The 13,158-nt window shown below is 35.4% G+C and carries 14 protein-coding genes; 12 read left to right on the plus strand and 2 right to left on the minus strand.

Annotated features, from left to right (window positions below; genetic code table 11):
* The first annotated feature begins 150 nt into the window (after window positions 1–150).
* From DZ858_RS09470 to DZ858_RS09485, 4 genes are all read left to right on the plus strand, one after another.
* Window positions 151–741, plus strand: coding sequence for a YceI family protein (locus DZ858_RS09470; protein WP_117159308.1), 591 nt, complete (start codon window positions 151–153; stop codon window positions 739–741).
* A 47-nt stretch (window positions 742–788) separates the two neighbouring features.
* Window positions 789–2,084 (plus strand): hypothetical protein, encoded by a 1,296-nt coding sequence (locus tag DZ858_RS09475; RefSeq protein ID WP_117159309.1) that lies wholly within the window; start codon window positions 789–791, stop codon window positions 2,082–2,084.
* Between the two features lie 65 nt (window positions 2,085–2,149).
* Window positions 2,150–2,731, plus strand: coding sequence for a YceI family protein (locus DZ858_RS09480; RefSeq protein ID WP_147309583.1), 582 nt, complete (start codon window positions 2,150–2,152; stop codon window positions 2,729–2,731).
* Window positions 2,732–2,908: 177 nt separating this feature from the next.
* On the plus strand, window positions 2,909–3,541 hold the full coding sequence (locus DZ858_RS09485) for a hypothetical protein (protein ID WP_147309584.1): 633 nt from the start codon (window positions 2,909–2,911) through the stop codon (window positions 3,539–3,541).
* A gap of 13 nt (window positions 3,542–3,554) precedes the next feature.
* On the opposite strand, the gene DZ858_RS09490 is transcribed toward DZ858_RS09485, so the two are convergent.
* Both DZ858_RS09490 and DZ858_RS09495 read right to left on the minus strand, forming a co-directional pair.
* Window positions 3,555–4,046, minus strand: coding sequence for a hypothetical protein (locus DZ858_RS09490; RefSeq protein ID WP_117159312.1), 492 nt, complete (start codon window positions 4,044–4,046; stop codon window positions 3,555–3,557).
* Window positions 4,047–4,090: 44 nt separating this feature from the next.
* Entirely contained in the window at window positions 4,091–4,927 is an 837-nt protein-coding gene (locus tag DZ858_RS09495; RefSeq protein ID WP_147309585.1) for a universal stress protein, read from the minus strand.
* A 325-nt stretch (window positions 4,928–5,252) separates the two neighbouring features.
* Here DZ858_RS09495 and DZ858_RS09500 point away from each other — a divergent pair, with 325 nt between their 5' ends.
* From DZ858_RS09500 to DZ858_RS09535, 8 genes are all read left to right on the plus strand, one after another.
* Window positions 5,253–5,759: a c-type cytochrome gene (locus DZ858_RS09500; RefSeq protein WP_117159314.1), complete on the plus strand. Its 507-nt coding sequence runs from the start codon at window positions 5,253–5,255 to the stop codon at window positions 5,757–5,759.
* Window positions 5,760–5,781: 22 nt separating this feature from the next.
* The gene (gene nosZ / locus DZ858_RS09505) at window positions 5,782–7,746 is read left to right on the plus strand and encodes a Sec-dependent nitrous-oxide reductase (RefSeq protein ID WP_117159315.1); all 1,965 of its coding nucleotides are present in this window, start codon (window positions 5,782–5,784) and stop codon (window positions 7,744–7,746) included.
* 131 nt (window positions 7,747–7,877) lie between these two features.
* Complete coding sequence (locus DZ858_RS09510) at window positions 7,878–8,510, plus strand: hypothetical protein (RefSeq protein ID WP_117159316.1); 633 nt, start codon at window positions 7,878–7,880, stop codon at window positions 8,508–8,510.
* Between the two features lie 11 nt (window positions 8,511–8,521).
* Entirely contained in the window at window positions 8,522–8,959 is a 438-nt protein-coding gene (locus DZ858_RS09515; protein ID WP_117159579.1) for a nitrous oxide reductase accessory protein NosL, read from the plus strand.
* 42 nt (window positions 8,960–9,001) lie between these two features.
* On the plus strand, window positions 9,002–10,420 hold the full coding sequence (locus tag DZ858_RS09520) for a nitrous oxide reductase accessory protein NosL (RefSeq protein ID WP_117159317.1): 1,419 nt from the start codon (window positions 9,002–9,004) through the stop codon (window positions 10,418–10,420).
* A gap of 12 nt (window positions 10,421–10,432) precedes the next feature.
* On the plus strand, window positions 10,433–11,686 hold the full coding sequence (locus DZ858_RS09525) for a nitrous oxide reductase family maturation protein NosD (RefSeq protein WP_117159318.1): 1,254 nt from the start codon (window positions 10,433–10,435) through the stop codon (window positions 11,684–11,686).
* Window positions 11,670–12,380 (plus strand): ABC transporter ATP-binding protein, encoded by a 711-nt coding sequence (locus DZ858_RS09530; RefSeq protein WP_117159319.1) that lies wholly within the window; start codon window positions 11,670–11,672, stop codon window positions 12,378–12,380. The genes DZ858_RS09525 and DZ858_RS09530 overlap by 17 nt, the downstream gene beginning before the upstream one ends.
* On the plus strand, window positions 12,373–13,155 hold the full coding sequence (locus DZ858_RS09535) for an ABC transporter permease (protein WP_117159320.1): 783 nt from the start codon (window positions 12,373–12,375) through the stop codon (window positions 13,153–13,155). The genes DZ858_RS09530 and DZ858_RS09535 overlap by 8 nt, the downstream gene beginning before the upstream one ends.
* Window positions 13,156–13,158 lie beyond the last annotated feature (3 nt).

Below are 13,158 nucleotides of genomic sequence, written 5' to 3' on the forward strand. Positions count from 1 at the left end.
TGGTAAGTGCTCTCTTCCGTGGGCTAATTTAAGTTGTTTTTTATTTGTATTTGTTTTGATATACCCTTCTGAATCCTGATATAGCTGACAATTGTCATAATTCAAGAACCTATCGAACGGTATCTTTGTATTGAACAAAAAAAAATAATTATGGACACTTTAAAAAATATAAAAAAGATACTAAGATACTTACTTATTTTGGTTGTTATCACACCCGTTTCTGTAGCCCAAACATATCAATTAAACAATGCTTCTTCTACCTTAAAAGTGGATGGAACTTCTAATATTCACGATTGGGAAATCATTGCAGAAAACCAACAGGGAAAACTGCTTGCCGAATTCGAAAATGAGCAACTGGTAAAAATAAAACAACTTGATTTTACAGTAAAAGCAGAAAGCCTAAAGAGCGGAAAGTCTAGAATGGATAAAAACACCTATAAGGCACTGAATACGGACAAATACAAACAAATATCTTATACGTTGACCAACGTAAATAATATTAACTGCACAACTTTAGGAAATTGTAAAGCAACCACGATGGGAGAACTTACTATTGTAGGTACTACTAAACCCATAATTATCATTTTTGATGTAAGGGTAGTAGATGACAAGATTATCCTATCTGGTAATAAGTCAATTAGAATGACCGAATATAATGTAGACCCACCCACCGCTTTACTTGGTACGATAACCACTGGTGATGAATTGAACATTATTTTTCAGTCAGTTTTCTTAAAATAATATAACACAACCCTTAACAATCTAATTCAAATTTAAAAATAGATAACATGAAAAACTCACTTAAATACTTCGGGATAGCTCTTTTAGTACTGTTTGGTTTCCAAGCTCTGGCTCAGGAAAAGCAAGCAAGGGACCTAGACAATTTTAGATATCCCGACCAAAGAGGGATTAACCAGTTTGAGGCCCCTAAAGACACAGCTACTACTTTTAATGGCGTACATGTAAGAATTGGTGGAGCATCTACAATCCAGTTTCAAGCATTAGATCACGAAAATACGGGTAACCCGGTGGATGAAAATGGTGACCCAATCTCACTTATTGAAATAGGGAACAACTTCAACTTGCCCACTGCCAATTTAGACCTAGACGTACAATTGTACGAGGGAGTAAGGATGCATTTAAGAACTTATTTATCTTCACGCCACCATCCCGAACCATATGTGAAGGGAGGCTACATTCAAATAGACAAGCTTGACTTTGTAAGCGAAGGTTTTTTAGAACCGCTAATGAATAATTTAAGGATTCGCATTGGTCATATGGAAAACAATTATGGTGATGCACATTTTAGAAGAAGTGACAATGCCCAGGCTATTTATAACCCTTTTGTAGGCAACCTTATAATGGATGCTTTTACTACCGAAGTGGGGGCCGAGGTCTATTACTTTGATGATGGTCTTATAGCAATGTTAGGGGCTACCAATGGTAAATTAAACCAAGCGGTAAATAACCCGGATGCTACAGACCCATCTTATATAGCCAAATTAGGATATGATACTCATATGAATGATAACTTACGTCTTAGGCTAACTGGCTCTGTGTACCATACCAATAAATCTGCTAATGCTTATTTGTACAGTGCAGACCGGTCAGGTTCGCGATATTACTTTGTAATGGAACCAGAAGGGGCTTCTTCTTCAGGTAATTTTAGGTCTGGCAGGTTTAATCCTAACCTTAGGAATGAGCTTACCGCGTTTATGGTAAATCCTTTTGTAAAGTACGGTGGATTCGAATTTTTCGGAACATACGAAAGAGTAACAGGAAAAGCTGCTACCGAGCTGGATGAAAGAAGCTTTAACCAATATTCCGGAGAGTTAATTTATCGTTTCGGAAACAAAGAAAATATATATGTAGGCGGTCGCTATAACCTCGTAGAAGGTGAACTGCTCGGTGGTACTGAGGTTGACATTACAAGGTTCAACCTGTCCGCTGGATGGTTTATGACCAAAAACATCCTTGCCAAAGTTGAATACGTAAATCAAGAATATGGCGGTTTTGAAGAGAGCGATATTAGAAATGGTGGTAAATTCAACGGTGCTGTTGTCGAAGCCATTATAAGTTTTTAAAAAACAGATTAAACAACCAAAGGTGGGAGAAGCTCAATTCTTTCACCTTTTTTAAATTATAATAAGTGAAAACTATATTGAAATATGCTTTGCTTTTTACCTTGACCTTAACCACAATAGTTTCGGCACAGAATAGTATGGAAAAGGAAACCATCTATATTCTCAAAAATAGCAAACTTACCATTACTGGTGATACTAATATAAATAAGTTTAGATGTGAATTTGATACAACTTATTTGGTACAGAACAAGGAAATAAACTATATCAATAATGGGGACGAGATCAATTTTAAAAATGCTGTTCTCACTTTACAAAATGAATGTTTTGACTGTGGTAGTAAAGCTATAAATAGAGACTTTCATTCACTACTAAAAAGCGAAAAATATCCCGAAATTACATTAGAACTTAACTATATAAGTTTAAATGACAAAGAGCGTGGTATTGCCCATGTAATAATAACTATCTCAGAAAAGGAAAAAGAGTATACCTTTCCCATAGATATTAGTAGCTCGTCCACAAATTGCTTTAGCGGAAAGCTAAAAATGAACATTAAGGACTTTGGCCTTGAGCCTCCAAAAAAATTGTTCGGTTTAATAATTATAAAAGAAGAAGTTGAAATAAACTTTAACCTTGCCATAGAAATATAGTTTTAAAAAGTTCTCTCACAGTAATCTTTATTAAAAGAATTATAGACAGCTTTGGGTTGGCCCCCCTTTTCAAAACTATATTCCTATTAATAGTTAGATTTTTGAAAAACTGATTGTTACCATTTTTATTTCTATAATTTGAAAATATATTTAAGGTGATATTTAAAATAAAAAATTATGAAATATACTTTTATAATATTGATGCTTATTGCCTTTACTAATTGTTCTACAAGCAAGTTGGTGAACGAATGGAAAGATTCAGAAACTGAAACCTTTTCAGCCAATAAAGTATTGGTGGTAGGTATGACGGCAGACAAACAACTACGGCGAACTTTTGAAACCGAATTGGCACAAGAGCTTGAAAAAAATGATATGATAGCTGTACGCAGTATTGATTTTTTTGAATCTTCATTCAATAATGCAAAACAATCTGAAGTAGATTTGAATATGTTAGAACAAAAATTACTTGGAAAAGGTTTCGATGCTATTTTATTGTCTAAAATTACAGGACAATACAGTAAGGTTACGGTTGTACAGGCTTATAGAAGCTTTGCAAAGCCCTATCAATCATTTCGCGATTATTACTATTCCAATCAACATATTTACCAGCGGGAACAATCGGAAAACTATAAGGTGTACACTAGTGAAACTTCCCTCTTTTGCATTTGTTTGGAAAAAGAACGAGAGTTGTTGTGGCGTGGACAAATTGATATTCCAGCACCTAATACTGCAACAAGGGGCATTTCAGATTTTATAAAAACACTAATAAAATCATTAAAAGAAGAGCAAATATTAATCAACTTAGAATAAAGTGATTATTTTTTTAATGAAAGTAAAGATTGTACCCCTCTAAGTGTGCTTGAATGTTGGTTGTAATTTTAGAACCTTCTGTAACAGAGTTCACCGTCATCAAATCTTTTATTTTATTGATTAGCGGATATAAAAAAACATGTAAGTTATCGTGCGAGGGTCCTTCCATAGTACATTTTTCTACAATATAATTTTTTTCATTATTTAGTTTAATACCCAATTCCTGAAAATCTGTTACAGCTTTAAGCTTGTTTTGATCAATTGCCTGTATCATATTTTCAATCCCTTCGGTGGTTTCTGGATTGGCTTCCCATTTAGAGCCGTTGTTTAGTGATATTTCATTCATCCAACTTTTTTCCGAAGCATTCTCAGTCTTAGGTAATGTTGAGTTCTTAATTTGTTGACTAGTTTCTATTTTTTCGTTAACTATTTGCTCGCTCTTTTGGGTTTCTTTACAACTAAAAGTTATTGCTGTAAGCGTAATGATAAAGAGTATATTTTTCATAAATATAAAGTTAATGCTAATACAAGTTTTTTGAATAGAATGAGCTATTGGTGCAGCACTAAAAGTGGAACACGCGTTTGATAACTTATTTTAGAAGTTTCCGACCCAAAAACAAAGCGCTCCAGAAAGCTTTCCCGTTCCACAAACATGGTATGTAGAGATATATTAAACAATTGCACAAAAGTATTAATTGCAATAGGGGTGGGAATACCAGTTAATGCATGGAAACTGTGTTTTTTGCCCTTAAAAGAATCTTGAAGGTTTCTATTTTCTAGCAGATTGGGATCAGCTACGGCGTCATCATCAATATCTAAAACATTAATGTGAGGTTGGTTTTGTTTCACCATTAGACTGAACAACGGTTGTAACTTCTCTTTTTTAAGAATATCTCCATGGTGTAAACTAAAAAGAATAGATTCTATTTTTTTATAGCTATAATTATCTGGAATAACAAGAACTGGACAGTCAACCTGTCGTATTACTTGGAGTGTATTACTACCAAAAAGGACTTCTTTAGCACTTGTCGCACCATTGGTTCCCATTATTATTAAATCGATGCTATATAATGAAATGGACTGGTTTATGGCATCAACAAAAGCATCGTAATCAACTTTCTCATGAAAAGTATAATCTTCACTGCTATAGTCCTTTTTAAAGGTATCTACAAAGGAGCTAAGCTCTTTTTTATTGTCCGCTAGCACAGCGTCGTACACTGAGCTCTTTGGTGATGCAGAGCGTACATCTGCAGTAACGTATTCTGAAGTTTTCTGAATGTTCAAAATATAGAACGTGCAAGTATGCCCTTTAAAAAAATCCAGCGCATATCTGATAGCATTCTTAGAGCTTTCTGAAAAATCTGTCGGAAGTAATATAGTATTCATTTTATTAAAACTTTTGGTTCCTATAAAAATAGTTTGAATCCGCTCAAGCAACAATGATATCCGTCAGCTTTCCACTTTCAAATCAGGTTGAATAAGGAATTTCGAATACTTGTTTTATTCTCTATTTTTTTAAGGTGATTGATTTCATTTTTACTAAAAAATAATAGAAGACCAAAATATCTTAAATATGATAAAAGTCATTTTATACCCTTTAGTACCTCACTACTTTTGTTATGTAAAATTTAATGATACCAATAATGAAGTGTTTATAAGTTATAAAAATGACACTCTAAGTTAGCTAAATAAAAACCATAAACCTTGAAAAATGAAATACGCAATTAAAACTCTGTTATTACTTACTGTGCTAGCCTTGATGAGCTGTGGCGGTAAAGACGAGAAAAAGGAAAAAGAACAAATTAAAATTGGACAAAGACCAAAAACAGAAAAAAAAGTAGAGAAACCTGTCTCTAATGAAGTGCCAGCCTCCAAACAAATTACGTTAGATAATAAAGGTGTGGGCCCTGTAAAAAACCTTGAACTTGGAACGAATGTAGATCAAGCTATGGCTAATGCAGGAGGAGAGTTGTTCAAAAACAAGTGTACGGCTTGCCATAAAGCAGACAGGAAATTTATTGGTCCCGCTCCAACTGGTATTTTAGAGCGCCGTTCGCCAGAATGGGTAATGAACATGATTTTAAACCCTGAAGTAATGGTAAAAGAAGACCCTGTAGCGAAAGAACTCCTAATTGAATTTAATGGATCTCCAATGGCTAATCAAGGTCTTACAGAAGATGAAGCGCGTAAAATCTTAGAGTATTTTAGAACATTGTAAAAACAACTAAACAAATAAAATTATGAAACGATCAATCAATAGTTTATTACTGCTTGCTTTAGTGGCTGGAATAGTTGCTAGTTGTAATAATAGCGAGTCTAACAAAAAAGGTGACCAAGGAGCCTTAGCTTCAGGTGCCGCAGAAAAAGTGTATGTTGCCCCCGGTGAACACGATGAATTTTATGCATTCTTTTCTGGAGGTTACAGCGGTAACTTGACTGTATATGGCTTGCCATCTGGAAGAATGTTCAAAGAAATCCCGGTATTTTCACAATTTCCCACAAACGGGTATGGGTACTCTGAAGAAACAACACCCATGTTAAATACCTCTCACGGGTTCGTGCCTTGGGACGATTTGCATCACCCAGATATTTCACAAACCAACGGAAAACTTGATGGAAGGTGGATTTTTGTTAATGGAAACAACACCCCGCGTATTGCAAGGGTTGACCTTGAAACATTTGAAACTGAAGAAATAATCGAAATCCCCAACAGTGCTGGGAACCACAGTTCGTCATTTATTACAGAAAACACCGAATATGTAGTGGCTGGTACTCGTTTTTCAGTTCCCGTTCCGCAAGAAGATATTTCTATAAAAGAGTATAAAGGAAAATTTAAAGGAGCCTTGTCTTTTTTAAGTGTAGATCAAGAAACCGGCAGAATGAACATCAAATTTCAGTTAATGATGCCTGGTTTTAATTATGACCTCTCACACCCAGGACGTGGAAAATCACACGGTTGGTTTTTCTTTACCACTTATAATACCGAAGAAGCCAATTCGCTTTTAGAGGTGAATGCTTCACAAAACGACAAAGATTTTATTGCAGCTATTAATTGGAAGAAAGTTGAAGAATATGTAAACAATGGTGGTGGTACTAAAATGCCGGCTAATTATGCACATAATGTGTATGATCATGGTACACACAACGCTACAACCACGATGAAAAAAGAAGTATTGACAATAGATCCCACAAAAGTTCCGGGGGCTGTTTTCTTTCTCCCTACACCAAAATCACCACACGGAGTTGATGTAAGCCCCGACGGAGAGTATATTATTGGAAATGGTAAACTTTCAGCAGATTTAACCATTCATTCATTCGATAAAATGATTGATGCTATTGATAATGAAAAGTTTAATGGAGAAGCCTACGGAATTCCAATTCTCAGTTTTGAAGATATTCTCGCAGGTACAGTAAAACAAGCGGGATTAGGTCCACTACATACCGAATTTGACGGAAAAGGGAATGCGTATACTACCTTCTTTATCTCTTCAGAATTGGTAAAATGGAATGTTGAAACCCGTGAAGTGATAGACAGACAGCCCAACTACTATTCAGTAGGTCACGTAATGATACCTGGGGGTAACTCTGCACACCCTTTTGGTAAGTATGCAGTTTCAATGAACAAAATTACCAAGGATAGATATTTGCCAACAGGACCAGAATTGGAACACTCTGCACAGTTATTTGACATTACAGGAGATAAAATGGAACTATTACTGGATTTCCCAACCCACGGAGAACCGCATTACGCAGCAGGTATTCCAGCTGAAATTTTAGCACCAAAATCTAAAAAGATTTATAAACTAGAAGATAACAAACACGAATATGCTGCTTTAACTTCTGGAGATACACGGGTGGAGCGTGATGGAAAAGAAGTACATATTTATATGTCGATGATACGTAGCCACTTTACTCCGGATAATATTGAAGGAATTAGGGTGGGGGATAAAGTATATTTCCATATTACCAACCATGAACAAGATTTTGATGTACCGCACGGATTTGCTATGATCGGGGCTAATAATGCCGAATTACTTATTATGCCGGGACAAACCAAAACCTTAGTCTGGGAGCCTAAACAAATAGGAGTATGGCCATTTTATTGTACTGATTTCTGTTCAGCATTACACCAAGAAATGCAAGGATACATACGTGTATCGCCAGAAAATTCAAATATAGAATTGAGTTGGTCTTTGGGAGAATAAATATATTGGTTGCGAAACATTGGTTTAGTGATTGGTAATGTTTCCAAAGACAGACGGGGGTTGTTGATTGCCCCCGTTTTGTTTTAAATAAAAAGATTAAAAAATCAACGTAAACCAAAAAAATCAAGAAAATGAAAAAAGCTGGAATCATCATGATCATTGGATCACTGCTTCTTTTAGGACTTTTCAAATTTCCTTTATGGAACATTATGTTGGGGGCTCCTCAATACCCTGAACCGCTGGGAATGAACATTCACATTACTGGAATTAAAGGAGTAAGTGAATTTGATATCCAAAACATAGACGGGCTTAATCATTACATTGGTATGCGTACCATTCCCAAAGCGGAAGATATGTGGGAGTTTGAAGTATTTCCATTGGTTATTGGAGGTATGGTAGCACTTGGAGCTTTTATAGGACTTTTGGGTTTCTTCGGAAAAGTGAACCATTGGTGGTTTATTGGTTGGTTTGGACTTATGTCGGTTTTAGGAATTATGGGAATGTACGATTTTAACCTGTGGCTTACCGATTACGGAACCAACTTAGATCCCAATGCCATTATGAAGATGACCAATCCCGATGGTACGCCAATGTCGTATAAACCACCATTATTAGGATATCAAAAAATGCTAAATTTTGACGTAGATTCTTGGCCACATATAGGAGCCTACTTAATGTTTGTAGGGATGTTGCTGACTATGATTGCCTTTTTCGTTGGAAAAAAAGAATGGAAAAAGAAAAAAAGAAGCTTCCAATCACATTAAAATTAGTAAAAATGAAATTAACACTCTCCATTTTCTTTCTTGTATTGCTCTTTACAGCCTGTGAAGTAAAGCCACAAAAAATAAATTACGGTAGCGATAATTGCCAATACTGCAATATGACTATTGTTGATAGACAGCATGCTTCTCAAATTGTAACAGAAAAAGGACGATCTTATAAATTCGATGCCATTGAATGCATGATTAATTATCATACCGAACATAGCGATCAGTCTGTTGCGATGTATTTAGTAAACGACTTCAATACCCCCGGTAAACTTATTGACGCTACAACAGCCACCTATTTAATTAGCCCTGAAATTTCGAGTCCTATGGGAGCTAATCTTTCTGCATTCAATTCAAAACAAGTTGCTCAAAAAACTCAAGCTGAATATTCTGGAAAACTTTATGACTGGGAGGTTTTGAGGCTATACTTAAAAGAGAAATATTGACCAAGTAAATTATTACTTACCACAAACTTAAAGACATATAACATGAAACAATATTTTGTTTTACTAGGTATTTTATTTTCATTTTTTGGGAGCGTTCAGGCTCAAGAAAAAATTGATTATGGTACAACCAACTGCCAGTTGTGTAACATGGTTATAAAAGATAATCGTTTTGCTTCCCAAGCTATAAAACAAAATAACCAAACGCTTTATTTTGATGCCATTGAATGTTTACTGAACTATTTAAAAGCAAACAATGAGATCGATTTTAAATCGATGTATGTTTCAGATTACGCTAATCCAGAAATTTTTATTTCGGTAACAACTGCTTTTTATTTGAAAAGCAATATTATTAAAAGCCCAATGGGCGCAAACCTGTCCGCCTTTAGTTCAAAAGAAAAGGCAGAACGTTTTAAAACTTTAGAAAAAGACGCTCTATATACTTGGCAACAACTAAATAGGGCTTTTAAAGATAAGGCTTTTGGAAATATTACCCACGACCATCATAACCACTTAAGACCAGATTCTCACGCTCCTATTGGTGTAATGGGCGATCACTTGCATCACAAAGGAGGGTTAATGGTTTCATTGCGATATATGGGTATGATGATGGATGGAAACAAAATGGCAACAGATAATATTGCTGATGTTGCTATTTTTCAAGAGTATATGGTCGCACCGCAAGAAATGTCGATGCAGATGTATATGTTGGGGGTTATGTACGCGCCCACCAATCGCCTTACACTTTCAGCCATGCAAAACCTGATAAAAAACGATATGGATTTGACCGACCAAATGACGATGAATGGAATGATCATGCAACATGATTTTTCTACCAATTCTTCAGGGTTTGGTGATTTAAAATTGAATGCACTATATGGATTATTCAGTCATGATATAAATTCATTGCACCTAAATACAGGCATTTCACTTCCGGTAGGTTCAATCAAGGAACGCGACGATACACCGATGATGGAAGATGCAAAACTGCCTTATGCAATGCAATTGGGTAGTGGAACATTTGATGTAACTGCTGGTGCCACCTATAAAGAACTATATCCTTTCTTTTCTTGGGGCTCTCAATTTTTAGCCACATTTAGAACAGGAAAAAATACAGAAGAATATCGGTTCGGGAACCACTATCAATTAAATCTTTGGGGAGCATACCGTTTGTTTGAAAACGTAAGCCTTTCAGGTAGGGCTTTGGGAACTGTCATTAGCGATATTGAAGGAGCAGATCCTCAACTAAACCCGATGATGGTAACAACTGCCGATATCGAAAACTACGGTGGCGAAAAAATAAAACTTTTTGGGGGTGTGAATGTCTCTTTTCCTCAAACTTCGGTTTTTAAAAATATAAGAATAGCTGCCGAAATGGGCGCTCCAGTTTATGAAGGTTACAACGGAATACAAATGAACGAAAACCTGTCATTTGTCATAGGACTGAAATATTCAATTTTATAATTTGCATCATATATGAATAAGCGGTTTTTACATAGTGTATTGTTTTTCCTGTTGTTTACAGCTACTTTTTTTGCGCAGACAATAGAGGTATGCACCTCATGTGAAATTTCAACAATTTCTCAAGCTGTTGAAAAAGCACAACCGCTAGATACCATTATAATTAAAAAAGACATCTATAAAGAATACAACATAGGTATTACCAAACCACTTACCATAATAGGAGAAGGTAACCCAGTAATCGACGGAGACAACAAAGGGGAGATTATTACGATTGAAAGTGATAACGTGACCATTGATGGACTTACAATCATTAATGTGGGAACCAGCTACACTACTGATTATGCTGCCATACGGGTAGTGAAAAGTGAAAATTTTCTCATTAAAAATAATACGTTGCAACGGCTTTTCTTTGGAATTTATTTGGAAAAATCCAATCACGGAAAAGTCCTGGATAATACCATCAAGGGAGATGCTATTAATGAATATAACTCAGGAAACGGCATCCAATTATGGTACTGTAACAATGTTGAGGTTACCAATAATAGAATTCGAAATGTTAGAGATGGGGTTTATCTGGAATTTTCAGACCAAATAGAGATAAAAAACAATAAAAGTACTGACAACTTACGATATGGCTTACATTTTATGTTTTCCAATCATGATACCTATACCAACAATTTATTTGAGAACAATGGGGCAGGAGTAGCGGTCATGTTTTCAAAATTCATAAAAATGTATGATAATGTTTTCAGAAAAAACTGGGGTACCGCTTCTTTTGGATTGTTGCTAAAAGAAATTAATGATTCAGAAATAAAAGGAAATGTTTTCGAAGAAAACACCGTGGGTATCAATATTGAAGGCTCTAACCGAATTGAATATTCCAACAATGATTTTAAAAGCAATGGCTGGGCCGTAAAAGTCCGTGGAGCTTGCTACGCCAACACTTTTACAAAAAATAATTTTCTTTATAATAGTTTTGATATTTCATACAATAGTAAGATAAATGATAATGTGTTTGATAAAAATTATTGGAGTAATTACACAGGCTACGATTTAAACAAAAACGGAATAGGCGATGTACCGTACCGGCCCGTAAAACTCTTCAGTTATATTGTAAACCGCACACCCGAAACCATCATTTTATTGCGCAGCTTGTTTATTGATATCATTGATTTTTCTGAAAAAGTATCCCCGGTATTCACACCGGATAACTTAATGGACAACAACCCTTTATTGAAACCTATTGACTATGATCGAGATAAATAATTTACATAAAAAATTTGGTAAGAACGAAGTACTAAAAGGCATTGACCTTACCATAGATAATGGGGGAATTTTTGCCGTTCTTGGACCTAATGGTTCGGGCAAGACTACACTGATAAAAAGTATTTTAGGGATGGTTGTTCCTAATTCAGGAATCATTAAATTGAATGGTACTTCTATTAAAAAAAGTTGGGAATACCGTAACGATATTGACTATCTACCTCAAATTGCCAACTTTCCAGGAAATTTGACCGTAAAGGAGCTTATTAAAATGATTAAGGACCTAAGGAGTAGTAAAACTGCAGATGATGAACGGCTTGTCGAATTGTTCAAGTTACAGCTATTCCTCGATAAAAAGCTGAACAATCTATCTGGTGGTACCAAGCAGAAAGTAAACTTGGTGCTTACCTTTATGTTTGATAGTCCGTTGGTCATTCTCGATGAACCAACCACAGGTCTCGATCCCATTTCGCACATTCGCTTAAAGCAGTTGATTACGGCGGAAAAAGAAAAAGGGAAAACCATTCTTATCACCTCACATATTATGAGTTTCGTAGAAGAAATTGCCGATGAAATTGTGTTTTTACTGGAAGGTAAAATCTATTTCCGTGGTAGTATTCCTCAATTGAAAACAAAGACCGAACAACCCGATTTTGAACACGCTATAGCGTCCATGTTATCTTCAAGTTATGCTTAAAATATTAAAATATAGTTTTTTCGATTTAATGCGCAGCCGTTGGAGTTACGTGTACTTTTTGTTCTATTTATTATTAGGTGTTGTGTTGCTGTTTCTCAATAATGACTTGAGCAAGGCTGTGATCACCTTAATGAACGTCATTATCGTATTAGTACCACTTATTGGAACCATATTTGGGGTAATGTATTATTACAACTCCAAAGAATTTACCGAACTCTTGCTCGCCCAGCCCGTAAAGCGAAGTTCTATTTTTTTAGGACAGTATTTTGGAGTGGCATTATCGCTATCGATGAGCTTGATAATCGGTTTGGGATTGCCTTTTGTGTTCTACGGAATTTTTAATAGCGGTGCCATTTGGGACTTTTCATTACTGCTGGTTACTGGTGCTTTTTTAACGCTTATTTTTACCGCCCTTGCTTTTGTAATTGCTTTGGCCAATGAAAACAAGATTAAAGGTTTTGGTTATGCAATTCTACTTTGGTTGTTTATGGCTGTAATCTACGATGGTATTTTTTTAATTTCGCTGGTGTATTTTGAAGACTATCCATTGGATAAATTTTCTTTGGTAGCAACCATGCTGAACCCAGTAGATTTATCGAGAGTGCTCATTTTGTTGAAGTTGGATATTTCGGTATTATTAGGATATACAGGTGCCGTGTTTCAGAAATTCTTCGGAACCAGTTTTGGTTTTATACTATCATCTTTAATGTTGACACTTTGGGTTATAGTACCTACTCTTTTTATTCAACGAATGGCAAAGCGGAAAGATTTTTAAAAA

The sequence above is a fragment of the Marixanthomonas ophiurae genome (assembly GCF_003413745.1).
Taxonomy (GTDB): Bacteria; Bacteroidota; Bacteroidia; order Flavobacteriales; family Flavobacteriaceae; genus Marixanthomonas; species Marixanthomonas ophiurae.

What these genes read in the sequence shown, in the direction of transcription:
- DZ858_RS09470 (WP_117159308.1), top strand. Translation starts at nt 151, where the DNA reads ATGGACACTTTAAAAAATATAAAAAAGATACTAAGATACTTACTTATT.
- DZ858_RS09475 (WP_117159309.1), top strand. Translation starts at nt 789, where the DNA reads ATGAAAAACTCACTTAAATACTTCGGGATAGCTCTTTTAGTACTGTTT.
- DZ858_RS09485 (WP_147309584.1), top strand. Translation starts at nt 2,909, where the DNA reads ATGAAATATACTTTTATAATATTGATGCTTATTGCCTTTACTAATTGT.
- DZ858_RS09490 (WP_117159312.1), bottom strand. Translation starts at nt 4,046, where the DNA reads ATGAAAAATATACTCTTTATCATTACGCTTACAGCAATAACTTTTAGT.
- DZ858_RS09495 (WP_147309585.1), bottom strand. Translation starts at nt 4,927, where the DNA reads ATGAATACTATATTACTTCCGACAGATTTTTCAGAAAGCTCTAAGAAT.
- DZ858_RS09500 (WP_117159314.1), top strand. Translation starts at nt 5,253, where the DNA reads ATGAAATACGCAATTAAAACTCTGTTATTACTTACTGTGCTAGCCTTG.
- nosZ (WP_117159315.1), top strand. Translation starts at nt 5,782, where the DNA reads ATGAAACGATCAATCAATAGTTTATTACTGCTTGCTTTAGTGGCTGGA.
- DZ858_RS09510 (WP_117159316.1), top strand. Translation starts at nt 7,878, where the DNA reads ATGAAAAAAGCTGGAATCATCATGATCATTGGATCACTGCTTCTTTTA.
- DZ858_RS09515 (WP_117159579.1), top strand. Translation starts at nt 8,522, where the DNA reads ATGAAATTAACACTCTCCATTTTCTTTCTTGTATTGCTCTTTACAGCC.
- DZ858_RS09520 (WP_117159317.1), top strand. Translation starts at nt 9,002, where the DNA reads ATGAAACAATATTTTGTTTTACTAGGTATTTTATTTTCATTTTTTGGG.
- DZ858_RS09525 (WP_117159318.1), top strand. Translation starts at nt 10,433, where the DNA reads ATGAATAAGCGGTTTTTACATAGTGTATTGTTTTTCCTGTTGTTTACA.
- DZ858_RS09530 (WP_117159319.1), top strand. Translation starts at nt 11,670, where the DNA reads ATGATCGAGATAAATAATTTACATAAAAAATTTGGTAAGAACGAAGTA.
- DZ858_RS09535 (WP_117159320.1), top strand. Translation starts at nt 12,373, where the DNA reads ATGCTTAAAATATTAAAATATAGTTTTTTCGATTTAATGCGCAGCCGT.